The organism is Streptomyces sp. AC627_RSS907 (assembly GCF_019049165.1).
Genome location: NZ_JAGMUE010000715.1, coordinates 20,460 through 46,941, shown reverse-complemented (window position 1 = coordinate 46,941; position 26,482 = coordinate 20,460). Strand labels below are relative to the sequence as shown.

At 72.8% G+C, this 26,482-nt stretch carries 27 protein-coding genes, 1 pseudogene and 1 riboswitch; of the genes and pseudogenes, 15 read left to right on the top strand and 13 right to left on the bottom strand.

Annotated elements, in window-relative coordinates; translation table 11 throughout:
- Window positions 1–308: 308 nt before the first annotated feature.
- From KUM32_RS38155 to thrC, 3 genes are all read right to left on the bottom strand, one after another.
- Window positions 309–512, bottom strand: coding sequence for a cold-shock protein (locus KUM32_RS38155; protein WP_004929928.1), 204 nt, complete (start codon window positions 510–512; stop codon window positions 309–311).
- Window positions 513–918: 406 nt separating this feature from the next.
- The gene (locus KUM32_RS38150; protein ID WP_217146403.1) at window positions 919–1,194 is read right to left on the bottom strand and encodes a MoaD/ThiS family protein; all 276 of its coding nucleotides are present in this window, start codon (window positions 1,192–1,194) and stop codon (window positions 919–921) included.
- 50 nt (window positions 1,195–1,244) lie between these two features.
- Complete coding sequence (thrC, locus tag KUM32_RS38145; protein WP_217146402.1) at window positions 1,245–2,546, bottom strand: threonine synthase; 1,302 nt, start codon at window positions 2,544–2,546, stop codon at window positions 1,245–1,247.
- Window positions 2,547–2,564: 18 nt separating this feature from the next.
- A riboswitch (SAM riboswitch) is annotated at window positions 2,565–2,712 on the bottom strand.
- Window positions 2,713–2,853: 141 nt separating this feature from the next.
- On the opposite strand from thrC, the gene KUM32_RS38140 reads away from it, so the two are divergent.
- Window positions 2,854–3,825: a glucosyl-3-phosphoglycerate synthase gene (locus KUM32_RS38140; protein ID WP_217146401.1), complete on the top strand. Its 972-nt coding sequence runs from the start codon at window positions 2,854–2,856 to the stop codon at window positions 3,823–3,825.
- Between the two features lie 67 nt (window positions 3,826–3,892).
- Window positions 3,893–5,296 (top strand): trehalose-6-phosphate synthase, encoded by a 1,404-nt coding sequence (locus KUM32_RS38135; RefSeq protein ID WP_217146400.1) that lies wholly within the window; start codon window positions 3,893–3,895, stop codon window positions 5,294–5,296.
- 109 nt (window positions 5,297–5,405) lie between these two features.
- Here the strand turns inward: KUM32_RS38135 and otsB are convergent, their stop codons facing one another.
- Genes otsB through KUM32_RS38120 form a run of 3 tightly spaced genes read right to left on the bottom strand, consistent with a single transcriptional unit; the run spans window position 5,406 to window position 7,844 of the window.
- Window positions 5,406–6,275, bottom strand: a complete 870-nt coding sequence (otsB, locus tag KUM32_RS38130) for a trehalose-phosphatase (RefSeq protein ID WP_217146399.1) — start codon at window positions 6,273–6,275, stop codon at window positions 5,406–5,408.
- A 35-nt stretch (window positions 6,276–6,310) separates the two neighbouring features.
- Entirely contained in the window at window positions 6,311–6,535 is a 225-nt protein-coding gene (locus KUM32_RS38125) for a DUF3263 domain-containing protein (RefSeq protein WP_217146398.1), read from the bottom strand.
- 43 nt (window positions 6,536–6,578) lie between these two features.
- A complete protein-coding gene (locus KUM32_RS38120) occupies window positions 6,579–7,844 on the bottom strand; it encodes an ABC transporter substrate-binding protein (protein WP_217146397.1) in 1,266 nt (421 codons plus the stop codon).
- Window positions 7,845–7,977: 133 nt separating this feature from the next.
- On the opposite strand from KUM32_RS38120, the gene KUM32_RS38115 reads away from it, so the two are divergent.
- The 4 genes and pseudogenes from KUM32_RS38115 (at window position 7,978) to KUM32_RS38100 (ending at window position 12,298) form a co-directional block, all read left to right on the top strand.
- Window positions 7,978–8,934 carry an ROK family protein gene (locus KUM32_RS38115; protein ID WP_217146396.1) on the top strand — a complete coding sequence of 319 codons (957 nt, stop codon included), beginning with the start codon at window positions 7,978–7,980 and terminating at the stop codon, window positions 8,932–8,934.
- Window positions 8,934–10,079 (top strand): N-acetylglucosamine-6-phosphate deacetylase, encoded by a 1,146-nt coding sequence (nagA, locus tag KUM32_RS38110; RefSeq protein WP_217146395.1) that lies wholly within the window; start codon window positions 8,934–8,936, stop codon window positions 10,077–10,079. Before KUM32_RS38115 ends, nagA begins: the two co-directional genes overlap by 1 nt.
- 173 nt (window positions 10,080–10,252) lie before the next feature.
- On the top strand, window positions 10,253–11,185 hold the full coding sequence (locus tag KUM32_RS38105; RefSeq protein ID WP_217146394.1) for a 1-phosphofructokinase family hexose kinase: 933 nt from the start codon (window positions 10,253–10,255) through the stop codon (window positions 11,183–11,185).
- Between the two features lie 97 nt (window positions 11,186–11,282).
- A pseudogene (locus tag KUM32_RS38100) lies at window positions 11,283–12,298 on the top strand (IS5 family transposase).
- Between the two features lie 19 nt (window positions 12,299–12,317).
- Here the strand turns inward: KUM32_RS38100 and KUM32_RS38095 are convergent.
- Together KUM32_RS38095 and cdgB are read right to left on the bottom strand one after the other, a co-directional pair.
- Window positions 12,318–13,253 carry a carbohydrate-binding protein gene (locus tag KUM32_RS38095; RefSeq protein WP_217146393.1) on the bottom strand — a complete coding sequence of 312 codons (936 nt, stop codon included), beginning with the start codon at window positions 13,251–13,253 and terminating at the stop codon, window positions 12,318–12,320.
- Between the two features lie 120 nt (window positions 13,254–13,373).
- Window positions 13,374–15,038 (bottom strand): diguanylate cyclase CdgB, encoded by a 1,665-nt coding sequence (cdgB, locus tag KUM32_RS38090; RefSeq protein ID WP_217146392.1) that lies wholly within the window; start codon window positions 15,036–15,038, stop codon window positions 13,374–13,376.
- A gap of 325 nt (window positions 15,039–15,363) precedes the next feature.
- On the opposite strand from cdgB, the gene KUM32_RS38085 reads away from it, so the two are divergent.
- Both KUM32_RS38085 and KUM32_RS38080 read left to right on the top strand, forming a co-directional pair.
- Window positions 15,364–15,963 (top strand): flavin reductase family protein, encoded by a 600-nt coding sequence (locus KUM32_RS38085; RefSeq protein ID WP_217146391.1) that lies wholly within the window; start codon window positions 15,364–15,366, stop codon window positions 15,961–15,963.
- Window positions 15,964–16,011: 48 nt separating this feature from the next.
- The gene (locus KUM32_RS38080; protein ID WP_217146390.1) at window positions 16,012–16,485 is read left to right on the top strand and encodes a GNAT family N-acetyltransferase; all 474 of its coding nucleotides are present in this window, start codon (window positions 16,012–16,014) and stop codon (window positions 16,483–16,485) included.
- 57 nt (window positions 16,486–16,542) lie between these two features.
- On the opposite strand, the gene arfB is transcribed toward KUM32_RS38080, so the two are convergent.
- On the bottom strand, window positions 16,543–16,980 hold the full coding sequence (arfB, locus tag KUM32_RS38075; protein ID WP_217146389.1) for an alternative ribosome rescue aminoacyl-tRNA hydrolase ArfB: 438 nt from the start codon (window positions 16,978–16,980) through the stop codon (window positions 16,543–16,545).
- Window positions 16,981–17,180: 200 nt separating this feature from the next.
- Here arfB and KUM32_RS38070 point away from each other — a divergent pair, with 200 nt between their 5' ends.
- Window positions 17,181–17,756, top strand: coding sequence for a TerD family protein (locus KUM32_RS38070; protein ID WP_030191275.1), 576 nt, complete (start codon window positions 17,181–17,183; stop codon window positions 17,754–17,756).
- A 64-nt stretch (window positions 17,757–17,820) separates the two neighbouring features.
- Here KUM32_RS38070 and KUM32_RS38065 read toward each other — a convergent pair whose 3' ends face one another.
- Together KUM32_RS38065 and KUM32_RS38060 are read right to left on the bottom strand one after the other, a co-directional pair.
- Entirely contained in the window at window positions 17,821–18,480 is a 660-nt protein-coding gene (locus KUM32_RS38065; RefSeq protein ID WP_217146388.1) for a response regulator transcription factor, read from the bottom strand.
- On the bottom strand, window positions 18,477–19,736 hold the full coding sequence (locus KUM32_RS38060; RefSeq protein ID WP_217146387.1) for a sensor histidine kinase: 1,260 nt from the start codon (window positions 19,734–19,736) through the stop codon (window positions 18,477–18,479). Before KUM32_RS38060 ends, KUM32_RS38065 begins: the two co-directional genes overlap by 4 nt.
- Window positions 19,737–19,992: 256 nt before the next feature.
- Here KUM32_RS38060 and KUM32_RS38055 point away from each other — a divergent pair, with 256 nt between their 5' ends.
- Together KUM32_RS38055 and KUM32_RS38050 are read left to right on the top strand one after the other, a co-directional pair.
- On the top strand, window positions 19,993–20,550 hold the full coding sequence (locus KUM32_RS38055; RefSeq protein ID WP_217146386.1) for a heme-binding protein: 558 nt from the start codon (window positions 19,993–19,995) through the stop codon (window positions 20,548–20,550).
- Between the two features lie 103 nt (window positions 20,551–20,653).
- Window positions 20,654–22,060, top strand: coding sequence for a M1 family metallopeptidase (locus tag KUM32_RS38050; protein ID WP_217146385.1), 1,407 nt, complete (start codon window positions 20,654–20,656; stop codon window positions 22,058–22,060).
- Window positions 22,061–22,081: 21 nt separating this feature from the next.
- Here the strand turns inward: KUM32_RS38050 and KUM32_RS38045 are convergent, their stop codons facing one another.
- On the bottom strand, window positions 22,082–22,246 hold the full coding sequence (locus tag KUM32_RS38045) for a hypothetical protein (RefSeq protein ID WP_217146384.1): 165 nt from the start codon (window positions 22,244–22,246) through the stop codon (window positions 22,082–22,084).
- Between KUM32_RS38045 and KUM32_RS38040 the strand changes: the two genes are divergently transcribed.
- The gene (locus tag KUM32_RS38040; RefSeq protein WP_217146383.1) at window positions 22,236–22,736 is read left to right on the top strand and encodes a hypothetical protein; all 501 of its coding nucleotides are present in this window, start codon (window positions 22,236–22,238) and stop codon (window positions 22,734–22,736) included. The genes KUM32_RS38045 and KUM32_RS38040 overlap by 11 nt on opposite strands.
- Window positions 22,737–22,777: 41 nt before the next feature.
- Here KUM32_RS38040 and KUM32_RS38035 read toward each other — a convergent pair whose 3' ends face one another.
- Entirely contained in the window at window positions 22,778–23,470 is a 693-nt protein-coding gene (locus KUM32_RS38035; RefSeq protein ID WP_217146382.1) for a pentapeptide repeat-containing protein, read from the bottom strand.
- A 151-nt stretch (window positions 23,471–23,621) separates the two neighbouring features.
- Here KUM32_RS38035 and KUM32_RS38030 point away from each other — a divergent pair, with 151 nt between their 5' ends.
- The 3 genes from KUM32_RS38030 to KUM32_RS44420 form a co-directional block, all read left to right on the top strand.
- Window positions 23,622–24,782, top strand: coding sequence for an NAD(P)-binding protein (locus KUM32_RS38030; RefSeq protein ID WP_217146381.1), 1,161 nt, complete (start codon window positions 23,622–23,624; stop codon window positions 24,780–24,782).
- 74 nt (window positions 24,783–24,856) lie between these two features.
- Window positions 24,857–25,837 carry a zinc-binding dehydrogenase gene (locus tag KUM32_RS38025; RefSeq protein ID WP_217146380.1) on the top strand — a complete coding sequence of 327 codons (981 nt, stop codon included), beginning with the start codon at window positions 24,857–24,859 and terminating at the stop codon, window positions 25,835–25,837.
- A gap of 64 nt (window positions 25,838–25,901) precedes the next feature.
- The coding region (locus KUM32_RS44420; RefSeq protein ID WP_254406694.1) for an MFS transporter at window positions 25,902–26,482 on the top strand (581 nt) is incomplete at its 3' end.

Here is a 26,482-nt window from a genome sequence, read left to right as displayed (position 1 = left end):
TTCGGACCGCGCCCGCGCCCGCGACGGACGGCTCGCCTGCCTCGTGGTTCCTTCCCCACCCGGCCTGCGGGCCTCACCGACCCGGTCCTTCGTTGTCACTCTCACCTTCAGAGTGCTAACGCCAATGATTAGCACTCGCCCCTGTCGAGTGCAAGCGCCTGTCGGGATCGGGCGGGGCGCTCAGCCACTCGCGAACAAGGCTCCGGGCGGGCCCCGGGGCCGCTGTCCGGGCAGGCCGAAGGGCCCGCACCCCGGGAGAGGTGCGGGCCCTTCGGAGAAGAACCGTTTACTTGCGGTGGCCGAACGTCTCAGGCGCTGAGGCGAACCATGTCGGCCTGCGGGCCCTTCTGACCCTGCGAGATCTCGAACTCGACCCGCTGGCCTTCTTCGAGGGTGCGGTAGCCGTCCATCTGAATCGCGCTGTAGTGGACGAAAACATCCGCACCACCGTCGACCGCGATGAAGCCGTACCCCTTCTCCGCGTTGAACCACTTGACGGTGCCCTGAGCCATGCCTAACTCCCCTATTACTGGCCCTTGCACAGATCCGCACTTCGCGAACCCGGGTCAGACCTCACCCCCCACGACTGGGGGCGTGCGCCGGAACGCGTCGACCGCGGCTGAATGTATCTGTCCAACTGCCGTCTGCAACAGGGCAATCGGACGAGAAATCTGGACGCGCCCGGCCAGAAATATGGCGAGAATTCGCCTGAATTCGGGGCAAGTCGGGGTACGCAAAGGGAACAAAAGCCGCGAAACACGTCCACACTTTGGCTACATCTGGTCGGACGGGCGGCAGGAATTCAAGGCGCCCGATCAAGCGATCAGGGGCGCGTTCCCCAACTCTACCGCGCTCAACCTCATGGAATTGCCCTCTCCGTTTGTCTTACGGAGAGGGCAACGCGCGCTACGAGGCGTATCAGCCGCCGGCGACCGCCGGGATGATGGAGACGCCCGCGCCGTCCGGGGTCGCGGTCTGGAGGCCCTGCTCGAAGCGGACGTCGTCGTCGTTGACGTAGACGTTGACGAAACGGCGCAGCTTGCCCTGGTCGTCCAGGACGCGGGCGGCGATGCCGGTGTGGTTCTTCTCCAGGTCGGAGATGACCTCACCGAGCGTCGCGCCCTCGGCGGCGACCTCGGCCTTGCCGCCGGTGTAGGTGCGCAGGATGGTCGGGATACGGACGGTGACGCTCACTTTCGGACCTCCGGTCAGGGTTTCAGGGGCGGACGACGCACAGGGCTGTCCTACGCGAGACCAGCCTCGCGGAACGAGTCCAGGCTGGGGCGGATCGTCGCGGTCAGCCCCGTGCCGGCCACCGCGTCCAGCGTCTTCAGACCGTCCCCGGTGTTGAGGACGACCGTGGTGAGCGACGGGTCCAGCACGCCGTTCTCGATCAGCTTCTTGGTGACGCCGACCGTCACCCCGCCCGCCGTCTCCGCGAAGATGCCCTCCGTGCGGGCGAGCAGCCCGATCGCGTCCACGATCTGCTCGTCCGTCACGTCCTCCACGGCGCCGCCGGTGCGGCGGGCGATGTCGAGGACGTACGGGCCGTCGGCCGGGTTGCCGATCGCGAGGGACTTGGCGATGGTGTCGGGCTTCTGGGGGCGTACGACGTCGTGGCCCGCCTTGTAGGCGGTGGACACCGGCGAGCAGCCCTCGGCCTGGGCGCCGAAGATCTTGTACGGCCTGTCCTCGACCAGACCGAGCTTGACCAGCTCCTGGAGACCCTTGTCGATCTTCGTGAGCTGGGAGCCGGAGGCGATCGGGACGACGATCTGGTCGGGCAGCCGCCAGCCGAGCTGCTCGCACACCTCGTACGCGAGGGTCTTGGAACCCTCCGCGTAGTACGGCCGCAGGTTGACGTTGACGAAGCCCCAGCCCTCGCCGGCCGGGTCGCCGATCAGCTCGGAGCAGAAGCGGTTCACGTCGTCGTAGTTGCCCTCGATGCCGACGAGCTCTCCGCCGTAGACGGCGGCCATGACGACCTTGCCCTGCTCCAGGTCGTGCGGGATGAACACGCACGAGCGGAAGCCGGCCCGGGCGGCGGCGGCGCCGACGGCACCGGCGAGGTTGCCGGTGGAGGAGCAGGAGAGGGTGGTGAAGCCGAAGGCGCGGGCGGCCTCGATGGCCTGGGCGACGACGCGGTCCTTGAAGGAGTGCGTCGGGTTGCCGGAGTCGTCCTTGACGTACAGACCGCCGGTGACGCCGAGCTCGCGGGCCAGGTTGTCGGCCTTGACCAGCTTGGTCCAGCCGGGGTTGATGTTCGGCTTGCCGGCCACGTCCGCGGGGACGGGCAGCAGCGGCGCGTAGCGCCAGATGTTCGCGGGGCCCGCTTCGATGCGCTGCCGCAGCTCCTCGGTGTCGTAGCCCGAGAAGTCGTAGGCGATCTCCAGCGGGCCGAAACACTCCTCGCAGGCGAAGACGGGGCCGAGCGGTACGCGGTGACCGCACTCGCGGCAGGAGAGCGCCGCGGCGGGGCCCAGATCGACGGAGGCGGCGTTGGTGGTGGCGGCGTCGGTGGTGCTCTCGACAGTCTGCACAGCCATGTGAGGCGAGGCCCTTTCTCCTCATCTTCCTCACGACGCATCTCGCCGTGAGACGGATTTGGCACCTTCCCTAGCCGGGAGCCTCGCCACGTCCGTGTGACAGGAACCGACTGGAGGGTTGCCGGGGCTTCATCGGGCCGTATCCCTCTGCCCCTCTGGATGAGCGGTATGTGGTTGTTGTTCCGTTGTGCGCGCGGCGACCCCGGCATGCGGGGGTCCTCCGCGTTGTTCAAGACTGTAACCGAAGGCCAGGACACTTGAGATAGTCGTCCGTACCGCGAGATGGATCACAAAGGAGCCACCGACCGTGCTGGAAGAAGTCGAGCGCTGGCTGAGCGCACGCTCCTGGTCCGCCGCGGACCGGCCGATCCAGCAGATCCTGACCGCCAAGCGCGCCACCGGGCAGTCGGTCAGCGTGGTGCTCCCCGCCCTCAACGAGGAGGCGACGGTCGGCGACATCGTCGCGGTGATCCGCCGGGACCTGATGCGGCGGGCCCCGCTCGTGGACGAGGTCGTGGTCGTGGACTCCGGGTCGACCGACCGCACGTCGGCGGTGGCCGAGGCGGCGGGCGCGCGCGTCGTGCACCGCGACGCGATCCTCCCGCGCATCCCGGCCGTGCCCGGCAAGGGCGAGGTGCTGTGGCGTTCGCTCCTGGTCACCCGCGGCGACATCGTCTGCTTCGTCGACGCCGACCTGCGCGACTTCCGCGCCGACTTCGTCTCCGGGATCGTGGGCCCGCTGCTCACCGAGCCGGACGTGCACCTGGTGAAGGCCATGTACGACCGACCGCTCACCGTGTCCGACGGACCCGCCCCCGGCGCGACGGCGGCCGGGCAGGGCGGCCGGGTCACCGAGCTGATGGCCCGTCCGCTGCTCAACATGCACTGGCCCCGGCTGGCGGGCTTCGTCCAGCCGCTCGGCGGCGAGTACGCGGCCCGCCGCTCCCTGCTCGAACAGCTCCCCTTCCCCGTCGGCTACGGCGTCGAGCTCGGCATGCTGGTCGACGCCCTGCACCTGGTGGGCCTGGACGCCCTCGCGCAGGTCGACGTCGGCGTCCGCCGGCACCGGCACCAGGACGGCCAGGCCCTGGGCCGCATGTCCGCCGCGATCTACCGCACCGCACAGCTCCGGCTGGCCCGCGGTCATCTGGTCCGGCCCTCCCTCACCCAGTTCGAGCGGGGCGCCGACGGTTTCGAGCCGCGCACCTACTCCGTGGACACCGAGGAACGGCCGCCGATGGCGGAGATCGCGGAGTACGCGGCGCGCAAGGTGGCGTGACCGGATCACCGCCCGGGTGAGGCGTGGGAACGTTTGAGGTTTTCGGGGCCGGGCTAGGTTGAGGCGTATGGCTTCAACCTTCGGTACTGCTCAGGTGCTGGTCGCCTCCAATCGGGGGCCGGTCTCGTACGAGGTGCGCACGGACGGGTCGCTGCACGCCAGACGCGGCGGTGGCGGGCTGGTCTCCGGACTGTCGGCCATCGGTCCGGAGGCGGGGGCGCTGTGGGTGTGCTCCGCGCTGGGCGACGGCGACCGCGAGGCGGTGCGGCGCGGGGTCGGCGAGGACGGCGTACGGATGCTGGACGTGCCGGCCGACGTGCACGCGGACGCCTACAACGGGATCGCGAACTCGGTGCTGTGGTTCGTGCACCACATGCTGTACCAGACGCCCCTGGAGCCGGTCTTCGACGCGGAGTTCCGGATGCGGTGGGCCTCGTACGAGGCGTACAACCGGGCCTTCGCGGAGGCGCTGGCCGAGGAGGCCGCCGAGGGGGCGGTCGCGATCGTGCAGGACTACCACCTGACGCTGGTGCCGGGGATGCTGCGGGAGCTGCGGCCCGACCTGCGGATCGGGCACTTCTCGCACACGCCGTGGGCGCCGGCCGACTACTTCCGGCTGCTGCCGGACGACATCGCGGAGCAGGTGCTGCGCGGGATGCTCGGCGCCGACCGGCTCGGGTTCCTCACCCGGAGGTGGGCCGACGCGTTCACCGCCTGCTGCGAGGCGGTGCTGGGCGGGCTCGGCGGCACGGAGATCGGCGTGCACGGGCTCGGCGCGGACGCGGAGTTCCTGCGGAAGCGGTCGCACGAGGCCGACGTGGACGAGCGGATGGCGGCGCTGCGGGAGGAGATCGGCACGGCGCCGGACGGCGGTGCGCGCCGGACGATCGTGCGGGTGGACCGGACGGAGCTGTCCAAGAACATCGTGCGGGGGCTGCTGGCCTACCGGGAGCTGCTGGCCGGGCGGCCCGAGTGGCGCGAGCGGGTCGTGCACGTCGCGTTCGCCTACCCGTCGCGGCAGGACCTCGCCGTGTACCGGGACTACACCGCCGAGGTGCAGCGGGTCGCGCAGGAGATCAACGCGGAGTTCGGGACGGCGGGCTGGACGCCGGTCGTACTGCACGTGAAGGACGACTTCGCGCGGTCGCTGGCGGCGTACCGGCTGGCCGACGTGGCGCTCGTGAATCCCATCCGGGACGGGATGAACCTGGTCGCCAAGGAGGTGCCGGTCGTCTCCGACGAGGGGTGCGTGCTGGTGCTGTCGCGGGAGGCGGGGGCGTACGAGGAGCTCGGCGAGGACGCGGTGGTGGTGAATCCGTACGACGTGTCGGGGACCGCGGAGGCGCTGCACGAGGCGCTGTCGGTGGGGGCCGGGGAGCGGGCGGAGCGGTCCCGGCGGCTGGCCGCGGCGGGGACGGCGTTGCCTCCGGCGCGGTGGTTCGTGGAGCAGTTGGACGCGCTGCGGGCCTGACGGCCGGGTGCCCCGTGTCGCTGCGGGCGGGGTGGGTGCGGCTGCCCGGAGTCGCGGGGTGCCTCCCGGGCCGTTCGGGCACGGGAGGCGCGAGTGCCCGCAGGCCGGGCTACGCGAGGTGTCCCGCCAGGGCGTAGAGCAGTTCGACCACCCCCGGTGGGCCCTCGACCACCAGGTCGGCCCGCTTGCGGAGGTCCGTCACCTCGTCGCTGCCGCTGCAGACCAGGAGGCCGGGGGTGCCCTGGGAGCGGAGTTCCCCGACCGCCGCGAAGGCGGGGAGGTCGCCGAGGTCGTCGCCGGCGTAGAGGACGGACGCGGCGCCGGTGTCCCGGACGTACTCCCGCAGCGCGGCGCCCTTGTCCATGCCGGGCGGGCGCAGTTCCAGGACCATGCGGCCCGGTTCGACGATCAGGCCGTGGCGCAGGGCCAGGTCGGCGAGGGGGGCGCGCAGGGTCTCGAAGGCCGCCCGGGGGTCGGGGGCGCGGCGGGTGTGGACGGCGACCGCGTGGCCCTTCTCCTCGATCCACGTGCCCCGGTCCGCCCCGGACCGCTCCAGCAGTCCCGGCAGTTCGGCGCGGACGGCGGCGACGCCGGGGTGCGGGTCGGGAGTGGTGAGGGTGCCGGTGGCGGCGTCCCACCGCTCGGCGCCGTAGTGGCCGAGGACGACGAGGTGCTCCAGGCCGGGGACGTCCGCGAAACCGCCGTGGTGGACCGCGACCTCGGCGGGGCGGCCGGTGATCACCGCGACGGAGGCGACCCGGGGGGCGAGTGCCGCGAGGGCGGGCACCGCGTCCGGATGGGCGCGGGCCTGGTCGGGGTCCGGCACGATCGGGGCGAGCGTGCCGTCGAAGTCGAGCGCGATCACCGCGCGGCCGGGGCGGGTGAGAAGGGCGTCCAGCCCTTCGCGTCCGGCCCGGGTCGCGGGCGTCGGCAGGCGGTCCGGCGAGTCGTCTCGGGTGGAGTCCTGGTGGCTGCCCATACGGCGAACCTATCCCGTGGGAGCGGAACCGAACCTCAGCGTTCCGCGCGGCGCGACTCCCGGATCCGGCGCAGCCGGTTGACCGTCACCGGGTCGGCGGCCAGGGCGCGGGGGTCGTCCAGGAGGGCGTTGAGGAGCTGGTAGTAGCGGACGGGGGCCAGGCCCAGCTCCTCGCGGATCGCGCGCTCCTTCGCGCCGGGGCCGGGGAAGCCGCGGCGTTCCAGCGCGAGGATGTCGCGCTCCCTCTGTCCCAGGTCCATGTACGGCACCGTAACGCCGGGCGCCGACACCCGGCCGCCCCGGCTACTCCGCGCTGCCCGCCCGCAGCGCCGTCGCCTGGATCTGGCCGAGGACGGCGGAGGGGCTGCCGCCGGCGGCGACCGCCTGGCCGATGCGCTTCTTGACGTCCGCGCTGACCGATGCCCAGGCGGTGTTGCCGACCGGGTACAGCTCGGAGAGCAGCAGCTCGTCCAGGAAGGGCTTGAGGTTCTTGTCCTCCTGCGCCGTGGCCATGACCTGGGACGCGGAGGTGGTCACCGGCAGCAGGTCGTAGCGGCGGGAGAAGTCGAGGACGTTCTGGTCGTTGTAGACGAAGCCGAGGAAGTCGCCGATCTCCTCCTGGTGGCCGTTCTTCTTGAAGGCCGTCATCCAGTCGGTGACGCCGAGCGTGTTCTTGCTCTCGCCGTCGATGCCGGGGGTCGTCACCATGCCGTACTTCACGCCCTTGTCGGACGCCATCTTCATCAGCGAGGGGTGCCCGTTGAGCATGCCGACCTCGCCGCTCGCGAAGGCGGCGAAGGCGTCGGCGCGGTTGAGCTTGCCGGGTGCGACCGGGCCGGTGAGGCCCTTGCCGACCAGTTCGTCCCGGAGCCAGGTGAAGGTGGTGACGTTCTGCGGCGAGTCGACGGCGTAGGAGCCGACGTCGTCGGTGTAGCCGCCCCCGCCGCTGAGCAGCCACTGCATCGTCTCGGCCTGCGCCTCCTCGGCGCCCAGCGGCAGCGCGTACGGGAACTTCACGCCCTTGTCCTTGAGCTTCTCGGCGGCCTCGGCGAGGTCGTCCCAGCTCTTGGGCGGCGTGACGCCGGCCTCGTCGAAGAGGGTCCTGTTGTAGAACAGCACGCGCGTGGAGGCCGCGAAGGGCAGGCCGTACTGCACTCCGCCGACCTGGCCCGCGGCGGCGAGCTGGGAGACGAAGTTGGCCTGGACCGGGATGGAGAGCACGTCGTCGGCCCGGTAGAGCAGGTCCTGGTCCGCGTAGTCGGAGTAGGCGCCGATCTGCGCCATGTCGGGCGCCTTGCCGTCCTCGACCATCTCGCGGACCTCGCGGTCCACGTCGTTCCAGGAGTAGACGGTGACGTCGACCTTCACGTCGGGGTGCTTGGCCTCGTAGGCCTTGGCCAGCTCGTCCCAGTAGGCCTGCGAGCTGTTGGCCTTGCTGTCGCCGTAGTCGGCGGCGACCAGCTTCAGCGTCACCTCGCCGGAGTCACCGGTGAGTCCGCAGCCGCCGAGGACCGCCGTCAGGCCCAGCGCGGACACCACCGCGATCGTTCCTGCCCTACGCCGCTGCACCGTAACTTCCCCACCCTGCCGGCAACACGTCGTCCGACTCCGTTGCCTGATCGTCTGTCCGATTAACGGATTAAGGTCTACACCACGGCAGTGGACTAGACCTCTCCCGGGTCAGCGGGCCACACTGTCCCCCGTGAGACATGTCATCGCCCTCGATGTGGGCGGCACCGGGATGAAGGCCGCGCTGGCGGGGCCGGGGGGCGAGCTGCTGCACCGGGCCCGCCGGGCCACCGGCCGCGACCGCGGGCCCGAGGCGGTCGTGGCAGGCATCCTGGACTTCGCCGCCGAGCTGCGCGCCTACGGCGCCGACCGGTTCGGCGAGCCCGCCCGCGCCGCCGGTGTCGCCGTCCCCGGCATCATCGACGAGGAGCACGGCACCGCCGTGTACGCGGCCAACCTCGGCTGGCGCGACGTACCCCTGCGGGCACTGCTCGGCGACCGGCTCGGCGGCATCCCGGTCGCCCTCGGGCACGACGTGCGCACCGGCGGGCTCGCCGAGGGGCGGATCGGGGCCGGGAAGGGCGCCGACCGGTTCCTGTTCGTGCCGCTGGGCACCGGCATCGCGGGCGCCATCGGCATCGACGGCCGGGTGGAGTCGGGCGCCCACGGGTTCGCGGGCGAGATCGGCCACATCGTCGTACGCCCCGGCGGCACCCCGTGTCCGTGCGGGCAGCGCGGGTGTCTGGAGCGGTACGCCTCCGCGTCGGCGGTGAGCCAGGCGTGGGCCGAGGCCTGCGGCGACCCGGACGCGGACGCCGCCGACTGCGCCAAGGCCGTCGAGTCGGGTGACGCCCGCGCCCTCGCCGTGTGGCGGGACGCCGTGGACGCGCTCGCCGACGGGCTGGTCACGGCGCTCACCCTGCTGGACCCGCGCGTCCTGATCATCGGTGGCGGCCTCGCCGAGGCGGGGGAAACCTTGTTCACACCGCTGCGGGACGCCGTCCGGCGGCGCGTCACCTTCCAGAAGCTGCCGGAACTCGTCCCCGCCGCGCTGGGGGACACCGCCGGCTGCCTGGGTGCCGGGCTGCTCGCCTGGGACCTGCTCAGCGCCACTCCTACGACCGCGACTCCCCCGGAGGTAACCACCTGATGGCCCCAAGCAAGGTTCTCGCCGGTGCCCGGGTGGTACTGCCCACCGGGACCGTGGACGACGGCCGCGTGATCGTCGACGGCACGCGGATCGCGGACACGGCTCCCCCGGACGCCGACGTCCTCGACGTGTCGGGCCACTGGGTGGTCCCCGGCTTCGTCGACCTCCACAACCACGGCGGCGGCGGCGCCTCCTTCGCCGGCGGCACCGCCGAGGAGGTCCTCCAGGGCGTCCGCACCCACCGCCTGCACGGCACCACCACGCTGGTCGCCTCCGCCGTCACCGGCGACCTGGACTTCCTCGCCCGGCACGCCGGGATGCTCGCCGAGCTGGCCCAGCAGGGCGACATCGCGGGCATCCACTTCGAGGGGCCGTTCATCTCCCCGTGCCGCAAGGGCGCGCACGACGAGCAGCTGCTGCGCCACCCCGACCCGGCCGAGGTCCGCAAGCTGATCGACGCGGCGCACGGCCACGCGCGCATGATGACGCTGGCCACCGAGCTGCCGGGCGGCCTGGACTCCGTGCGGCTGCTCGTCGAGCACGGCGTGATCGCGGCGGTCGGGCACACGGACGCGACGTACGAGCAGACGCTCCAGGCCATCGACGCGGGCGCGAGCGTCGCCACGCACCTGTTCAACGCGATGCCGCCACTCGGCCACCGCGCCCCCGGTCCGATCACGGCGCTCCTCGAGGACGAGCGGATCACCGTCGAGCTGATCAACGACGGCACGCACCTGCACCCGGCCGCGCTCCAGCTCGCCTTCCACCACGCGGGCGCCGCCCGGGTCGCCTTCATCACCGACGCCATGGACGCGGCCGGCTTCGGCGACGGCCGCTACCTGCTCGGCCCGATGGAGGTCGAGGTCGCCGACGGCGTGGCCCGGCTGGTGGAGGGCGGCTCGATCGCGGGCTCCACGCTCACCCTGGACCGCGCCTTCAAACGGGCGGTGACGGTGGACGGACTGCCGGTCGGCGACGTGGTCGCGGCGATCTCCGCCAACCCGGCCCGGCTGCTGGGCGTGGCCGACCGGGTCGGCTCCCTGGAGCCCGGCAAGGACGCCGACCTGGTGATCCTCGACGACGGCTTCGACCTGGTGGGCGTGATGCGGCGGGGCGAATGGGTGGTCGATCCCCAACCGGGCTGATCCGTCCCCGAGTCCGCCCCCGGGCCGGCGCCCACGGCGGCCGGTCCGGGACTGGGCCGACCGCCGACTGTTTGGCATGATCGTGTCCCCGGACATCATCTCCGGGAAAGGACGTCCGGGACCCGTCTCCGGAGCACACGTCGGACACAGCCAATCGGGGGAGGTCGGCACAGGTGATCCTCACGGTCACGCTGAACACCGCCGTCGACATCACCTACCGCGTCCCGGGCCTCAGGCCCCACGCCTCCCACCGGGTCACCGAGGTCACCGAGCGCCCCGGCGGCAAGGGGCTGAACGTGGCCCGCGTGCTGGCGGCCCTCGGACACGAGGTGACGGTCACCGGCTTCGCGGGCGGCACCACCGGGGACGTCGTGCGCGCCGGACTGGCCGGCGTGCGCGGGGTGACCGACGCGCTGGTCCCGGTCGCGGGGGCGACCCGGCGCACCATCGCCGTCGTCGACGAGCGCACCGGCGACACCACCCAGCTCAACGAACCCGGCCCGGCCGTGGCCCCCGCCGAGTGGAACGCCTTCCAGGAGGCCTACGAGCGCCTGCTCGCCGGCGCCGCCGCGGTGGCCCTGTGCGGCAGCCTGCCGCCGGGCGTGCCGGTGGGCGCGTACGCCGGGCTGGTGCGCACCGCGCGCGCGGCGGGCGTGCCGGTGCTGCTGGACACCAGCGGGGAACCGCTGCGGCGGGGGGTGGCCGCCCGCCCGGACATCATCAAGCCGAACGCCGACGAACTCGCGGAGCTGACCGGCTCGCACGAACCGCTGCGGGCCACCCAGGCCGCCCGTCGTCGCGGCGCCCGCTCCGTGGTCGCCTCGCTGGGCGCCGAGGGGCTGCTCGCGGTGACGCCCGAGGGCCGCTGGCGCGCCGCCCCGCCCGCCCACGTCCACGGCAACCCGACCGGCGCGGGCGACTCGGCGGTCGCGGGCCTGCTCTCCGGCCTGGTCGAGCACCTGCCCTGGCCCGACCGGCTGGCCCGCGCGGTCGCCCTGTCCGCGGCGACGGTGTCGGCACCGGTGGCGGGCGAGTTCGACCGGGGGGCGTACGAGGAGCTGCTCGGCCGCGGGGTCGCGGTGACGCCGGAGGCGGGCGCGGCGTGAGGGCCTGCGGCCCCGCCGGACGGAACTAGGGGCTGTTTGAAGTTTGGATCTTTTCGAGGCTCGGTGGTCGGTCGGTCCGGGCTGGTAGTACTCGCATGTGGCGCGTTTCGATGTGACGGATGCTGAGTGGGAGTTGATCGAGGGATGTCTGCCGGTGGCGGCGACGGGTCCGCTGCCTCGGCGGGTGCGGGACCAGTTCAACGGCGTGCTGTGGAGGTTTCGCACCGGCAGTGGCTGGCGTGATGTCCCGGAGCGCTACGGCCCCTGGTCCACGGTGTACTCGCGGTTCAGAGCCTGGTCGAAGGCTGGGATGTTCCAGGCGCTGATGGACGGTCTGATCGCCGAGGCTGCTGCGCGCGGGCAGGTCGGGCTGAAACTGGTCAGTGTGGACTCCACGGTCGTGCGGGCCCATCACGAATCGGCAGGTCTGGCGGTCGCCGGGGAGACCCTGGACGCTCTCGAACAGGCACTGACCGAGGAAAAGGGGGTTCCGCTGCCGGAACAGGGACCGGTCCTGCGGGTGATGCGCCGCCGCCGGTACCCGGCGCGGGCGACTCGCAGGAGGACCGGGAGCGGTCCGCGGCACGGCGCCGTCGCCGGGCACGGGCGAAGGCGGCCGGGCTCGGCAGGTCCAGAGGCGGGCTGAGCAGCAAGGTCCACGCAGCGGTCGACGCGGCGGGACTGCCGCTGGTGCTCGTGGTGACCCCGGGCCAGGCGGCGGACTGCCCGCAGTTCCAGGTGGTGCTCGGCCGGGTACGCGTCGCAGGACCCAGGGGCCGCCCGCGCACCCGTCCCGGGGCGGTGGCCGCCGACAAGGCCTACTCGTCCAAGGCCAACCGCGCCTACCTGCGCAGACGCGGCATCACCGCAGTGATCCCGGAAAAGGACGACCAGGCTGCCAATCGCCGGAAGAAGGGCTCGGCCGGCGGCCGGCCACCAGCCTTCGACGCGCACCGCTACAAGCAGCGCAATACTGTGGAGCGCTGCTTCCAGAAGATCAAGACCTGGCGCGGGCTCGCCACCCGCTACGACAAGTCACCCGAGAGCTACGAGGCAGGACTTCACCTCCGGGGATCGCTCATGTGGCTGAAGCACCTCATCTCAACCGCATGATCCGAACCCCAAACACCTCCTAGTCCTTGACCTGGCCCTTCTTCAGGGAGAACTGGTCCAGCAGGACATTGCACTTGTCGCCGTCGTTGCAGGAGAGCGTGATCGTGTTGGTGCCCTTGTTGAGGGTGGGCCAGGCGTAGGTCTTGGTCCAGCCCTTGGCGAAGTCGCCGTCCTCGGCGTGCGTGAAGTTGCCCAGGTTCAGCTTGTTGCCGAACTCCTTGCCGTTGACCGTCAGGGTCATCGACTGGTCCTCGCCGGCGGCGCTGTATCCGGCGAAGAGGGTGTAGGGGCCGTCCTCGGGGATGCCGTCCACGGTCCAGGTGACCGAGGCGCCGGGCTGGTTGAGGTTCGACACGTAGACGCCGCCCTCGGACCGGGCGCCCTTGATGTCGGAGGCCGTCGTCACACCGGGCGACAGCCGCAGTGCCTTGGCGTCGGTCGCCGGGAGCTCCGTCTTCTCCTCGGCCTTGTCGCTGGCGGAGGGGCTGGGTTCGGTGCTCTGCGACTGGGTGGGGGCGGGGCTCGCGCCGGCCTCGTCGCCGCCCTTGTCGTCGTCCGAGCCGACGCCGGACATGGCCACGGCGATGCCGACGACGACCGCGGCGACGACCGCGACCGCACCGATCAGCAGGCCCTTGGTGTTGGGCCCGCGGCGCCCGCCGCCCCCGCCGTGGCCCGGCTGCGGCGGGGCGGTGGGGGCACCGCCGCCGGGGAAGGTCTCCGGCGCGGCGTAGTGCGCGTTCGGCTGCCCGTAGGCGCCCTGCTGCTGCGGGGCGGCCTGGCCCTGCGGTGCCCCGTACTGCCGTGTGCCGACGGGACGCACCCGGTTGACGGAGTTCGGGTAGCCGTAGCCACCGGACGGCGGCTGGGCTCCGTTGGCCTGCCCGTCGGCGTACAGGTAGCCGAACGGGTCGTCGTCCTCGGGCGTGCTCGCGCCGTTGTTGCCGGGCGTCATCCCTTGGTCTCCTAACCAGATGCGGTGCGTGGTGCGGTACGGATGGTGAGAGGGCGAGCCTACCCGCTTCGACTGGGCCAAACGGGTGACTCATACCGCATCAACGCGCTGACCTGCCGGTCAACCGGCGCGGCGGTGCTGTTTGGGACGAGATCGTTTCTCGACGTACATCCGTTCGTCGGCCGACTTCAGGACTTCGTCCGCCGTCATGCCGCAGTGGGCCCACCCGATGCCGAAGCTGGCGCCGACGCGCACGGCCCGGCCCTCGGCCCGGATCGGCTGGATGATCTCGTTGCGCAGCCGGACGGCGAGGTCCTGGGCGTCGGCCCGGCCGAGCCCGTTGGCGAGGATCACGAACTCGTCGCCGCCGAGCCGGGCGACCGTGTCGCCGTCGCGCACGCCGCCGCTGAGCCGGCGGGCGACCTCGATGAGGACCGCGTCGCCGGCGTTGTGCCCGAACCGGTCGTTGATCGACTTGAAGCCGTCCAGGTCGCAGAAGAGGACCGCGAGCCCCTTGGTGCCGTCGTCCCGGCCGTCCTCGGGGGCGACGGCGTGCACATGGTGGTCGTAGGCGCCGTACGGCTCGGCGGCCGCGCCGAAGTCGAAGGTGTGGCCCCCGGAGTCGAACACGGCGGAGTGCCCGTAGGCCGCGTCCATGGCGTCGGCCACGCCCGCGTGCGAGGACTGCGGGCGCTGGCACAGCCGGGCGGACAGGCGGGAGCGCAGTTCGGCGGAGTTCGGCAGTCCGGTGAGGGAGTCGTGGGAGGCGCGGTGGGCGAGCTGGAGCTCGCGCCGCTTGCGCTCCTCGATGTCCTCGACGTGGGTGAGCAGGAAGCGGGGCCCGTCGGCGGCGTCGGCGACGACGCTGTTGCGCAGGGAGACCCAGACGTACGTGCCGTCGCGGCGGCCCAGGCGCAGCTCGGCCCGGCCGCCCTCGGCGGAGGTCCGCAGCAGGGTGCCGATGTCCTCGGGGTGGACGAGGTCGGAGAAGGCGTAGCGGCGCATCGCGGAGGCGGGTCGGCCCAGGAGCCGGCACAGCGCGTCGTTGGTGCGCAGGATCCGGCCGTGCTGGTCGCCGCCCATCTCGGCGATGGCCATCCCGGAGGGGGCGTACTCGAAGGCCTGCCGGAAGCTTTCCTCGCTGGCCCTCAGCGCCTGCTGGTCGCGCTCCAGGCGGACCAGGGCGCGCTGCATGTTGGAGCGGAGCCGGGCGTTGCTGATCGCGATGGCGGCCTGGAAGGCGTACATCTGCAAAGCCTCGCGGCCCCAGGCGCCGGGGCGGCGGCCGTTGCGCGGCCGGTCCACGGACAGGACGCCGATCAGCTCCCCGCTGGCGCCGCCGCCCTGCGGGCCGGGCGCGTACATCGGGGCGAAGAGCCGGTCCGAGGGGTGCCACTCGTCCTCGAAGCGGGGCGCGGGTCCGTCGGTGTACCACTGCGGGACGTCGTCGTCGTCGAGGATCCAGCCCTCGGTGTGGGGTATGAAGATCAGGTCGCCCCACTGCTCGCCCATGCTCAGGCGCCGGTCCCAGGACTCGCGGGAGCCCGCCCGGCCGGTGATGAGGGCCTCGGCGGCCTGGTTGCCCGAGAAGGCGGCGACGACGAGGTCGCCGTCGGGGCGGACGAGGTTGACGCACGCCAGCTCGTACCCGAGGGCCTGGACGACGCCGTCGGCGACGGCCTGCAGGGTGTCCGCCAGGCTGCGGGCCTTGTTCATGTCGGCCATGGCCTGGTGCAGTTGCCGCAGGGACGCAAGACGGACATAGGGCTCCGACTCGGTCTCCATGCTCGCCCTCCCCCCGAGACCTCGCAGCGAATCAAGGGTTGTCTTCGGCGCCTTTACTGATGGTGCCCTTGCAGGTTCCCCGCCACTGAATCACAGCGCGCTCCCCACTCGGTACACAGGGTCAACAATTGACGCTCCTTGTGACTCAAGTCACAGCGAAAGATGAACAATTGAGTGGTGTTTCTGTGTTTCCCCTGTGCGTTTACCGAAAGCAAATTTTGTGGGGATGCGCACGGCTCGTTCTGTGGTCCTAGGTCCCGGTTCGTGCCCCGGTTCGGTCCGGGGCCCGATGCCCGGCCGACGGCCCGGCGTTTAGCGTGGCGGGGTGTTGAACACCGCGTCTCTCCCCTCCCCCGCGTCCCCCGCGCTCCCGTCGCCGTCGCCCGCCGCCGGGCATGCTGAGGGGGTGAGCAACGACGAGTTCCGTGCCGCGATGTCCCGGCTGGCCTCGGGCGTGGTCCTGGTGACCGCGCAGGAGCCGCCGCTCGACCCGGACGACCCGCTGGCGCCGCGCGGCGAGGACGTCGGGATGACGGCCACGGCGTTCATGTCGGTCTCCCTGGACCCGCCGCTGGTCCTGGTCAGCCTGCGCGAGGGCTCCCGCATGGACGACCTCCTCGACGAGCAGCCCCTGTGGGCGGTCTCCGTCCTGTCCGAGAGCCAGCGGCACATCGCCGGCCGCTTCGCGATGAAGGGCCGGGTCAGCGACCGGCTGCTCTTCGCGGACATCCCCTGCACGCGGGGCGAGGCGTCCGGGGCTCCGCTGGTGGGCGGCGCCCTGGCCACCCTGGAGTGCCGGACCGAGCAGCGGGTCCGGGCGGGGGACCACACCCTGGTGATCGGCCGCGTGCTCACCGCCGGGGTGCCGAGCGCGGACGGGAAGCCGCTCGCGTACTTCCGGGGGCGGTACCGGCAGTTGGGGTGAGCCGGAATCGGCTCGCCCGCCCTCGCCCCGTCCGCTTAGGGTGCGCGCATGACGACCAGCCCCGCACCGCGCCTCGAAGAGATCACCTCCGCGAACTTCGAGGCCGCCACCGCCATACGGGTGCGCCCCGAGCAGGAGTTCGCCGTGTCCCCGGTGATGAAGTCCCTGGCCGAGGCCTACGTCCACTCCGACGCCGCCTGGCCCCGCCTGATCGTCGACGGTGACCGGCCCGTCGGCTTCCTCATGGCCTTCTTCGACATCGACTGGTACGAGGACGGCAGCGTCCGGCGCTCCGGCCTGTGGAGGCTGAACATCGCGGCCGGGGAGCAGGGCAAGGGCTACGGCCGCTTCGCCGTGGAGTCGGTGGCCGCCGAGATCCGCCGCCGCGGCGGCAAGGAGTGCTACGTGACGTGGCATCCGGGCCCGAACGGCCCCGAGGGCTTCTACCTGGGCCTGGGCTTCCGCACCGACGGGACGACGAGCGAGGGCGAGACGGTGGGCGTGCTGACGCTGGACGGGTAGCCGCCCGGTCGGTTCCCGGGGCGGGGGCCCGCCCGGCAGCCCCTGGTCCCAGTTCTTCTAGTCCCAGTTCTTCGGGGACCGGCCCCGCTTGGTCTCCGAGCGTTGCTTCTTCTCCCGCAGCCGGCGTTCGTTGATGCCGCGCGGTATACGGGTCGGTCTGCGGGGCCTGGGCGGGGGCGCGGTGGCCTCGGCGAGCAGGGCGGCGAGGCGCACGGCGGCGGCCTCGCGGTTGCGCCACTGGGAGCGGTGCTCGGAGGCGCGGACGGTGACGACCCCGTCGGTCAGGCGCCCGGCCAGCCGCTCCAGCGCCCGCCGCTTCCACACCTCGGGCAGGGCCTCGGTCCTCGCCAGGTCGAAGCGGAGCTCCACCGCCGTGTCCGTGGTGTTGACGTGCTGCCCTCCGGGCCCCGAGGAGCGCGAGAAGCGCCAGACGAGCTCGGCCTCGGGAAGGGAGACGGAGCCGCGGATGACATGGGGACCGGACATGCCGTCCATGTTCCCGTCCCCGCGCGGTCCGCGTCACCCGAATATCCCCGGTCCCGGTTCCCGTCTCGGTCTCGGCCCCGGCCCCTGTCTCGGCCCCGGTCTCGGTAAAGAAAGTAAAGAGAGCTGGAACCTTGTGTACCCCTCTCGTCGTTCATGGGGGTAGCTGTAGCTTTCTTGCCGTACGTAAACGAGGGAAGGGACTCCCAACAATGGCTGTAAGCCTGTCCAAGGGTGGCAACGTCTCGCTCACCAAGGAGGCTCCGGGCCTGACCGAAGTCACCGTGGGCCTCGGCTGGGACGTCCGTACCACCACCGGCACCGACTTCGACCTCGACGCCTCCGCGATCGCGGTCAACACGCAGGGCAAGGTCTACTCCGACGCCCACTTCGTCTTCTTCAACAACAAGCAGACGCCGGACAACACCATCGTCCACACCGGTGACAACCGCACCGGCGAGGGCGCCGGCGACGACGAGGCGATCAACGTCAACCTGGCCGGCCTGCCCGCCGACATCGACAAGATCGTCTTCCCGGTCTCGATCTACGACGCCGAGAACCGTTCGCAGAACTTCGGCCAGGTGCGCAACGCGTACATCCGCATCGTCAACCAGGCCGGCGGTGCCGAGATCGCCCGCTACGACCTGTCCGAGGACGCGGCCACCGAGACCGCGATGGTCTTCGGCGAGCTCTACCGCAACGGCGCCGAGTGGAAGTTCCGCGCCGTCGGCCAGGGCTACGCCTCGGGCCTGGTGGGCATCGCCCAGGACTTCGGCGTGAACGTCTGACGTTCACCCTTCCGTTCGTCACGTACGAAGGCTCCCCGGTCGCGCGCCGGGGAGCCTTCGTGCGTCACGGCAGCAGCCGACGCTCCTTCGCCACCGCGACCGCGCCCGCGCGGGTGTCGACGCCCAGCTTGTCGTAGATGCGGCGCAGGTGGGTCTTCACCGTGGCCTCGCTGATGAACAGGGCGCGGGCGATCTCCCGGTTGCCGAGCCCCGTGGCGAGCTGGGCCAGGATGTCGTGTTCGCGGTCGGTGAGGGTGGGGCGCGGGCTGCGCATGTTGGCCATGACCCGGCTGGCGACCGGCGCGGACAGCGCGGTGCGGCCCTGGGCGGCGGCGTGGATGGCGGCGAACAGTTCCTCGGGGCGTTCGGCCTTCAGCAGGTACCCGGTCGCGCCGGCCTCGATGGCGCGGGTGATGTCGGCGTCGGTGTCGAACGTGGTCAGGACCAGGACGTACGGTGCCCGCCGGGAGCCCGCCGTGGCGGTGAGGCGGCGCGTGGTCTCCACACCGTCGATGCCCTCGCCGAGCTGAAGGTCCATCAGCACCACGTCCGGCGCCAGCCGCGCGGCGAGCGCGAGCGCCTCCTCCCCGGTCCCCGCCTCGCCGACCACCTCGATGCCGGGGGCACTGTCGAGCAGGGCGAGCAGCCCGGCCCGTACGACGACGTGGTCGTCGCAGACCAGGATGCGCACGGGGACCGTGCGGGAGTCGGCCGGGTCGGTCATCGGGGTGTCTCCGGGGAGTCGGGCGGGGTGGCGTCGGATGTCTCCGCCGGGGCGGCCGGGTCGGTCCGGGGTGTGGCCAGGGGGACGGCGGCGGACAGCACGGTGCCCTCGCCGGGGGCGGACTCGACGGTGAGGATGCCGCCGAACTGACGCAGCCGGGCCCGCATGGCGGGCAGGCCGTGTCCGCGCGTCCCGGCGGGGGCGTCGGGCAGCGCGGCCGGGGTGAAGCCGTGCCCGTCGTCGGTGACGTCCAGGACCACCTGGTCGTCGAGGAGGGTGAGGGTGAGCACGGCGGCGGACGCCCCCGCGTGTTCCCGGACGTTGGCCAGGGCGCCCTGGGCGATGCGCAGCAGTGCCGACTGGACGCGGTCGGGCAGCGGCGGGACACGGGCGTCGTCGTCGACGTGGACGCGCACGGTGAGGGCGTCGCCGGACTCCCGCGCGGCCAGGGCGCGCAGCGCCGCCTCCAGACCGCCGCCGCCCGCGAGGTCGGCCGGGGCGAGGTCGTGGACGAAGCGGCGTGCCTCGGCGAGGTTGTGCTCGGCGACGGACGCGGCGCCTCGGACGTGGGTGCGGGCCTTGCCGGGATCGGCGTCCCAGACCCGCTCGGCGGCCTGGAGCAGCATCCGCTGGCTGGACAGGCCCTGGGCGAGGGTGTCGTGGATCTCCATGGACAGCCGCTGGCGTTCGGCGAGCGTGCCCTCGCGGCGCTCGGAGGCGGCGAGTTCGCGGCGGGTGCGGATCAGATCGTCGATGAGGGCGCGCTGCCGTGCCGCCTGCCTCTCGGTGTGCAGGAACACGGCCGCCGCGATGGCGGCGACGGCGGGCGGGGCGAGCAGCAGGTTCGGGTCGAAGCGCCCGGCGAGCCGGAGCTGCGCGGCGACGACGAACACCGTCAGGACGGTGACCAGCACGAGCGCCGCCCGGGCCGGCAGGGTGCGCAGGCCGGTGTAGAAGAGGGGCACCGCGCACCAGGCGAAGCTGGGCGCGAGGACGACCAGCACCATCCACACCACGACCACCGGGCCCAGCCAGGCCAGGCGCCGCCGGATGGGCCGCGCCCCGGGGCCGCCCAGCACGGGCCCGAGCACGTGCAGGACCGCGAGGGCGAGGGACAGGGCGATGATCCACGGCGTGCGGGGCTCGCCGGGATGGCGCAGCAGGAAGCGGGCCAGGGCACCGCCGAGGAGCAGGAAGAACGCCGCGTGCATGACGGCGCCGAGCCACCGGGTGTCCGGGTCGTACGGCTTCGGCATCCGCGCGCGCCTCCTCTTCACCGTTGTGTCCTTCCACGCTGAGCTGCGCTTTCCCTCCCATGGTGGCCCCTTGGGACGGTCCACGGGTCAGCCGATCGGACGACCCGGCCGTCACCCGTTCCGTCGCCGACGAGCAGCCGGAACGGCGACCGTGCGTCCTCGCCGCCGGACGGAGGGTGGAGTGCAGACGGACGGAAGCGGCCCCGAGGGGCCCCGACGCGGACCGTCCGGCCCGATCCCGAGGAGCAGATGCACCATGAAGAAGACCCTTTCCCGGCGCGCCCGCATCGCCACCGGCGGCGCCGTCCTCGCCGCCGTCGCCGCCGGCACCTTCGGCACGGTGGCGGCGAACGCCGCGGGCCCGGAGGCGGCCCCGGCCGCGGCCCTCGCGGCGTCCGCGGGCCGCGGTGACACCACCACCTCCCGGCACCTGACGATCGACGCCGCGACCGAGGCGGCCCAGGCCGCGCTGAAGGCGGCGAAGAAGGAAGGCCAGCGGATCACGGTCGCCGTCGTCGACCGCAACGGCAACACGGTCCTCACCCTGCGCGGTGACGGCGCCGGCCCGCAGTCGTACGAGTCGGCGGTGCGGAAGGCGTTCACCGCGGTCTCCTGGAACGCCCCGACCAGCGAGCTGGAGGGCCGCCTGGAGAAGGCCCCGAACCTGAAGGACATCCCGGGCACGCTGTTCCTGGGCGGCGGCGTCCCCGTCACCGCCGACAAGGCGCCGATCGCCGGTATCGGTGTCGCGGGCGCCCCTTCCGGCGCCCTGGACGAGAAGTTCGCGCAGGCGGGCGCGGCGGCGCTGGACTAGTCCCCGCCCGGTGGTGCGGGCCCCTTGTGTCCACTGACGGATTCCGCTGACGGTTTCCTCTGAAGGTGGGCGTTTCACGTGAAACGGCCCATAGGATCGTGAGATGCGCCTGCCCCGTCCGCTCGTCGTGCTGACCGCCGTCGCCGTCGCCGCCCTCACCGCGTGCGGCGGCAACGGCGTGCGGGGCACCCCCGGCCCCTCCGGGGTGCGTGACCCGTACTTCCCCAAGGCGGGCAACGGCGGCTACGACATCGGCCATTACGGCCTGGTCCTCGCCTACGACCCCGACACCGGGCACCTCTCCGGCACCGCGACGATCACCGCCCGCGCCACCCAGGACCTGTCCGCCTTCAACCTGGACCTCAAGGGCCTGGAGGTCGAGAAGGTCACCGTCGAGGGCCGGGCCGCCCGCTTCAACCGGGCCGGACAGGAGCTGACCGTCCGGCCGTCCGACGAACTCGACGACGGGGAGACGTTCCGTGTGGCCGTGCGCTACTCCGGCGACCCGGTGACGGTGACCGACCCCGACGGGTCCGAGGAGGGCTGGCTGCCCACCGAGGACGGCGCGGTCGGGCTCGGTGAGCCGACGGGTTCGATGGCCTGGTTCCCCGGCAGTCACCACCCTTCCGACAAGGCGGCCTACGACCTCGAGGTGACCGTGCCGGAGGGGCTCGGGGTCGTCTCCAACGGCGAGCTGACGGGCGAGGTCACCCGGGGCGGCCGTACGACGTTCACCTGGCACGTCGCCGAGCCGATGGCGAGCTACGTCGCCACCGTCGCCGTCGGCGAATGGAAGACCGAGCGCTCCACCACCGACGACGGTCTGCCGGTGTACACGGCCGTCGACCCGGAACAGGCCGAAGCCAGCCGGAAGGTCCTCGGCCGGATACCCGAGATCATGGAGTGGGCCCAGGAGAACTTCGGCCCGTACCCCTTCTCCTCCACCGGTGCGATCGTCGACCGCGTCCAGGACGCCGCCTACGCCCTGGAGACGCAGAACCGGCCCTACTTCCCGGGCGCTCCCGGCAGCCTCCTCCTCGTCCACGAACTCGCCCACCAGTGGTACGGCAACTCCGTCAGCCCGAGGACATGGCGGGACATGTGGCTCAACGAGGGGTTCGCCACCTACGCGGAGTGGCTGTGGGAGGAGGACGAGGGCGGCGACACCGCGCAGGAGACGTTCGACGCGCTCTACGACGGGACCTACTACTCCGACGAGGACGAGAGCGCCGCGGTCTGGGCGTTCCCGCCCGCCGACCCGCCGGACGCGGCGCACATCTCCGAGAGCCCCGTCTACCAGCGCGGCGCGATGGTCCTGCACAAGATCCGTCAGACGGTCGGCGACGACGCCTTCTGGTCCCTGCTGCGGGGCTGGGCCGCCGCCCACCGGCACGGCAACGCGGACACCGAGGACTTCGAGGCGTACGTGGAGAAGTCGGCCCCGGACGAGGACTTCACGGAGGTCTGGGAGGACTGGCTGCACGGGGACGGCCGGCCGGAGAGCCGGTAGGGCGCCACCCCGCCCGTCGCCTCACTCCCCCGGCGCCCCGGGTGCCTCGAACGCGTCGAGCAGCCGGGCCAGGTCCGGTGGCCACAGGGGCTCGGGCACCTCGGCGAGCTCCGGGTCGACCTGTCCGGCCCCGCGGCGACGCACTCGGCCCCCGTGCCATGACACCATCACCTGCGTGCTCGACATCGGCTACGCCCTCTCCACCCGCTTCCCCGACCCCCCGCAGACCGACTACCGGCGCGCGGACGTCCACGCGCTGCGGCACGACCTGTTCTGCGGGGACGTCTACCTGGCCGACACCAAGGCGGACCGGGAGATCTCCACAGCCTGGGGATGGGTACCGGTACTCGACTTCGCGTGGGCGCTGTGCGACATCGTGGAGCGCGTCGACCGGGACCCGGCGGGCTCCCGGGCCGCCCGGCCGCAGCGGGCCGAGCTGGACTTCACCGAGTCCACCGACCGTCTGCTCTTCGAGCGCCGCTTCGGCTGGGTCGACATCGAGGCGGAGTGGCTGCCGGAATCCGAACCCCCGCTGTCCTTCTCCCATGCCGAGCTGCGCCGCGAGGCCCGGGACTTCCTGCACGACCTGATCGCCGACCTCGCCGACATGCACGAGGACCTGGCGGACAACCCGGCGGTCTGGACGCTCCAGGCCCGCTTCCCCCGGATCTCCTGACGCCCTCGACGACGGCCCCTCGGGGGCGCGACCGGCCCGTCCTACTCCGGGGACAGCACCCGAATCCCCAGCTCCGCCGCCAGCACCGGCGCCAGGTCCAGCAGCTGGGCCGGGCTGATCACCGCCCCCGCCAGCCGGTCCACGCCCCGGGCCGGCTCCAGCGGGGCGGCCCCGCGCAGGTCGACGTCCGTGAGCGTCGCCGCGCTGAAGTCGGCTCCCTTCAGGGCGCAGTCGACGAACGCGACCCGCTCCAGGCGGGCGCCCCCGAAATCGGGCTCGACCAGGACGCACCCCTCGAAGACGACGTCCTTGAGCCGAGCCCGGCGCAGATTCAGGTAGTCGATCTTGCCGCCGCGGACCAGGACCCGCTCCAGGACGGCACCGTGCAACTGCACACCGCCCAGGCGGGCGTCGACCAGCTCGACGTCGCGCAGGGTGGCCTCGGCGAGCCGCGTACCGACGCCCCGTACGCCGGTGAGGACCGAGTCGAGCAGCCGGGCCCGGGTCAGGGACGCCTCGTCCAGCGCGCACTCCCTGAGCGCGCAGTCCATGAAACGGGCGCCCGCGCCGTCCTGCCCGGCGAGGTCCGCCTCCCGGAACTCCAGCCCGTCGTAGTCCCCGTCCGGCTCCAGCTCCCCGCCCTCGTACGGCACCAGCGGCGGCAGCCGCAGCTCGGGGCGGCGCGCCGCCCGCACCGTCGTCGTACCGCCGCCGCCCACCGCTCGCCTCACCATGCCCCCATGCTGCACCCCGTCACTGACAACCGGCGGTGACCTGCACGGACGCCGTCCCACGGAGGCGATGTCACATTCCGCGGCGCCGGGTCCGTCGTACTGGCAGACAGGCACCGCACAAGGCGACCCCGACCCGAGGGAGACCCCAGCCATGCACCGCATCACCGTCATCGGCGGCGGCTTCGCCGGACTGACCGCGGCCATCACCGCCGCCGAGGCGGGCGCCAAGGTGACCGTCCACGAGGCCCACCACACGCTCGGTGGACGGGCCCGGACGGCCGACGGCCCCTACCGGACCAACGACGGCCCGCACGCCCTCTACAACGGCGGCCCGCACTGGGCGTGGCTCAAGCAGCGCGACCTGATCGGTCCGCTCGCGCCGCTCCCGCCCCTGGAGGGGGCCCGGCTGCGGCTGCGTCACCACGGCGCGCTGCGCCGCACCCCGCCCTTCGCCATGCTCAAGCTGCTGCGCCGGGGCGTCGCACCGGCCCCCGTCGACACCGACTTCCTGACCTGGGCGACCGGTGTCGCGGGCGAGGAGGGCGCCCGTGCCGCCGCCCACTACTGCGCCGTCGCCCTCTTCCACCACGACCCCGGGTCGCTGTCCGCCGCCTTCGTGCAGGAACGCCTGCGCCGGGCCACCAAGCTGCCGCCCGAGGCGCACTACCCGCGCGGTGGCTGGTCCGGGGTGATCGACCGGATGGCCGCGCTGGCGTGGAACCTCGGGGTCCGGGTGGAGACCCTCTCCCGGGTGGACACCGTGCCGACCGACACCCCCGTCGTCGTCGCCACCTCCCTCGACGCCGCCCGCCGTCTGCTGGACGACCCCGCGCTGACCTGGCCGAGCGGGCGCACCACCCTGGTCGACCTCGCCGTACGGACCCGGCGCGGTGACGCCTTCGCGGTCTCCGACCTGGACGCGCCGGGCTGGATCGAACGGTTCACCGCGCAGGACCGCACCCTGGCCCCGGCGGGCGAGCAACTGATCCAGGGGCAGATCCCCATCGCGCCCCACGAGTCGAAGGCCGACGGCACCGCACGGGCCGAGCAGCTGCTGGACCTCGGCTTCCCCGGCTGGCGCGAGCGCCTGACCTGGCGGCGCGAGGCGGTCGCGAACGGCCGTACCGGCGCCGTCGACCTGCCCGGCACCACCTGGCGCGACCGGCCCGCCGTCGACCGCGGCGACGGGGTCTACCTCGCCGGTGACCAGGTGGCCGCGCCGGGCCTGCTCTCGGAGGTCTCGTTCAACAGCGCCCTGACGGCGGTGTCCCTCGCCCTCGGCCGGCGGGAGCTTGACCTCAAGCAGGCTTGAGGTCGTTGAGTGGGTCCCGCCCAGTCGGCCCCGCACCCGTGGGGCCCGCCCAGCCCGCTCACCCGGGGGATCCCATGCGCGCCATCCGTCTGCACACCTTCGGCCCGGCCGAGAACCTCGTCGTCGAGGAGGTCGGGGATCCGCGGCCGGGACCGGGCCAGGTCCGGATCGCCGTCCGTGCGGCGGGCGTCCACCTCCTGGACACCGCGCTGCGCGAGGGCGTGCGGGGCCCGATGCCGGCGCTGCCCGTCCTGCCCACGATCCCCGGCCGCGAGGTCGCCGGTGTCGTCGAGTCCCTGGGGGAGGGAACGCCCGAGAGCTGGCTGGGCAGACGCGTCGTCGTCCACCTCGGCTTCGCGCCCGGGGGCTACGCGGAACGCGCCGTGGCCGACCTCGCCCGCCTGCACGAGATCCCCGGGGACCTGGACTTCGCCGAGGCCGTCGCCATGATCGGCACGGGGCGTACGGCCATGGGGATCCTCCAGTTCGCCGAGCTCGGCCCCGGCTCCGTGGCGCTGGTCCCGGCCGCCGCCGGAGGCATCGGCACCCTGCTGGTGCAGTACGCCAAGAACGCCGGCGCCACGGTGATCGGTCTGGCCGGCGGCCCGGAGAAGGCCGCCCGCGTCGCCGCGAACGGCGCCGACCTCGCCGTCGACTACCGGGACCCGCAGTGGCCGGCGAAGGTCCGCGCCCACCTGGGCGGCCGTACGGCGTCCGTCGTCTTCGACGGCGTGGGCGGGGACGTGGCCCGCGAGGCCGTCGCCCTGCTGGGGCCCGGCGGCAGGCACCTGGTCTTCGGCTGGTCGGGCGAGGGCCTGCGCGACGGCGGCCCCCACCTCGTCGACGGCGTCTCCCAGCAGGTGCTCGGCCCGGTGATGCTGGAGCGGGCCGGCGGCGCCGACCCCCTGCGCACCCTCGAAGTGCGCGCGCTCACCGAGGCCGCCGAGGGCCGGCTCACCCCGGCCGTGCACCGCTTCCCGCTCGCCGACGCCGCCGCCGCGCACCGGGCGCTGGAGAACCGGGGGACGACCGGGAAGGTGGTCCTCGTGCCGTGAGGACGGTGGGCGGCGGCCGGCGGAACGGGATGCGGTACGCACCGAATCATGGTGTTCTGGCCAGATGAGTGGCACCCGGACAGACGCGGCGGCCGCGCCCACGGACGTCGATCCCCGCCGCTGGTGGGGGCTGACGGTGATCGCCCTGGCCCAGCTGATGGTCGTCCTCGACTCGACCATCGTGAACATCGCGCTGCCCTCGGCGCAGCGCGACCTGGGCATGTCCGACGGCAACCGCCAGTGGGTCATCACCGCCTACACCCTCGCCTTCGGCGGCCTGCTGCTGCTCGGCGGCCGGATCGCGGACCTCGTGGGGCGCAAACGCACCTTCGTCATCGGGCTGATCGGCTTCGCCACCGCCTCCGCGATCGGCGGTGCCGCCACCACCCCGGCGATGCTGTTCGCCGCCCGGGCGCTGCAGGGTGTCTTCGCCGCCGTCCTCGCGCCGTCCGCGCTGTCGCTGCTGACCACCACCTTCACCGACCCGAGGGAGCGCGGGAAGGCCTTCGGCATCTACGGCGCGCTGGCCGGCAGCGGCGCCGCCGTGGGTTTCGTCGTCGGCGGGGTGCTCACGGAGTACCTGAACTGGCGCTGGTGCCTGTACGTGAACGTCCCCGTCGCCGTCGCCGCCGTGATCGGCGCGTT

Bases quoted from the DNA above. Each gene is read 5' to 3' on its own strand.
- KUM32_RS38070 (WP_030191275.1), top strand. From the start codon at position 17,181: ATGGCTGTAAGCCTGTCCAAGGGTGGCAACGTCTCGCTCACCAAGGAG.
- cdgB (WP_217146392.1), bottom strand. From the start codon at position 15,038: ATGGAGACCGAGTCGGAGCCCTATGTCCGTCTTGCGTCCCTGCGGCAA.
- KUM32_RS38125 (WP_217146398.1), bottom strand. From the start codon at position 6,535: ATGGACCTGGGACAGAGGGAGCGCGACATCCTCGCGCTGGAACGCCGC.
- KUM32_RS38080 (WP_217146390.1), top strand. From the start codon at position 16,012: ATGACGACCAGCCCCGCACCGCGCCTCGAAGAGATCACCTCCGCGAAC.
- nagA (WP_217146395.1), top strand. From the start codon at position 8,934: ATGGCCCCAAGCAAGGTTCTCGCCGGTGCCCGGGTGGTACTGCCCACC.
- KUM32_RS38060 (WP_217146387.1), bottom strand. From the start codon at position 19,736: ATGCCGAAGCCGTACGACCCGGACACCCGGTGGCTCGGCGCCGTCATG.
- KUM32_RS38055 (WP_217146386.1), top strand. From the start codon at position 19,993: ATGAAGAAGACCCTTTCCCGGCGCGCCCGCATCGCCACCGGCGGCGCC.
- arfB (WP_217146389.1), bottom strand. From the start codon at position 16,980: ATGGACGGCATGTCCGGTCCCCATGTCATCCGCGGCTCCGTCTCCCTT.
- thrC (WP_217146402.1), bottom strand. From the start codon at position 2,546: ATGGCTGTGCAGACTGTCGAGAGCACCACCGACGCCGCCACCACCAAC.
- KUM32_RS38045 (WP_217146384.1), bottom strand. From the start codon at position 22,246: ATGTCGAGCACGCAGGTGATGGTGTCATGGCACGGGGGCCGAGTGCGT.
- KUM32_RS38135 (WP_217146400.1), top strand. From the start codon at position 3,893: ATGGCTTCAACCTTCGGTACTGCTCAGGTGCTGGTCGCCTCCAATCGG.
- KUM32_RS38155 (WP_004929928.1), bottom strand. From the start codon at position 512: ATGGCTCAGGGCACCGTCAAGTGGTTCAACGCGGAGAAGGGGTACGGC.
- KUM32_RS38065 (WP_217146388.1), bottom strand. From the start codon at position 18,480: ATGACCGACCCGGCCGACTCCCGCACGGTCCCCGTGCGCATCCTGGTC.
- KUM32_RS38035 (WP_217146382.1), bottom strand. From the start codon at position 23,470: ATGGTGAGGCGAGCGGTGGGCGGCGGCGGTACGACGACGGTGCGGGCG.
- otsB (WP_217146399.1), bottom strand. From the start codon at position 6,275: ATGGGCAGCCACCAGGACTCCACCCGAGACGACTCGCCGGACCGCCTG.
- KUM32_RS38025 (WP_217146380.1), top strand. From the start codon at position 24,857: ATGCGCGCCATCCGTCTGCACACCTTCGGCCCGGCCGAGAACCTCGTC.
- KUM32_RS38030 (WP_217146381.1), top strand. From the start codon at position 23,622: ATGCACCGCATCACCGTCATCGGCGGCGGCTTCGCCGGACTGACCGCG.
- KUM32_RS38095 (WP_217146393.1), bottom strand. From the start codon at position 13,253: ATGACGCCCGGCAACAACGGCGCGAGCACGCCCGAGGACGACGACCCG.
- KUM32_RS38050 (WP_217146385.1), top strand. From the start codon at position 20,654: ATGCGCCTGCCCCGTCCGCTCGTCGTGCTGACCGCCGTCGCCGTCGCC.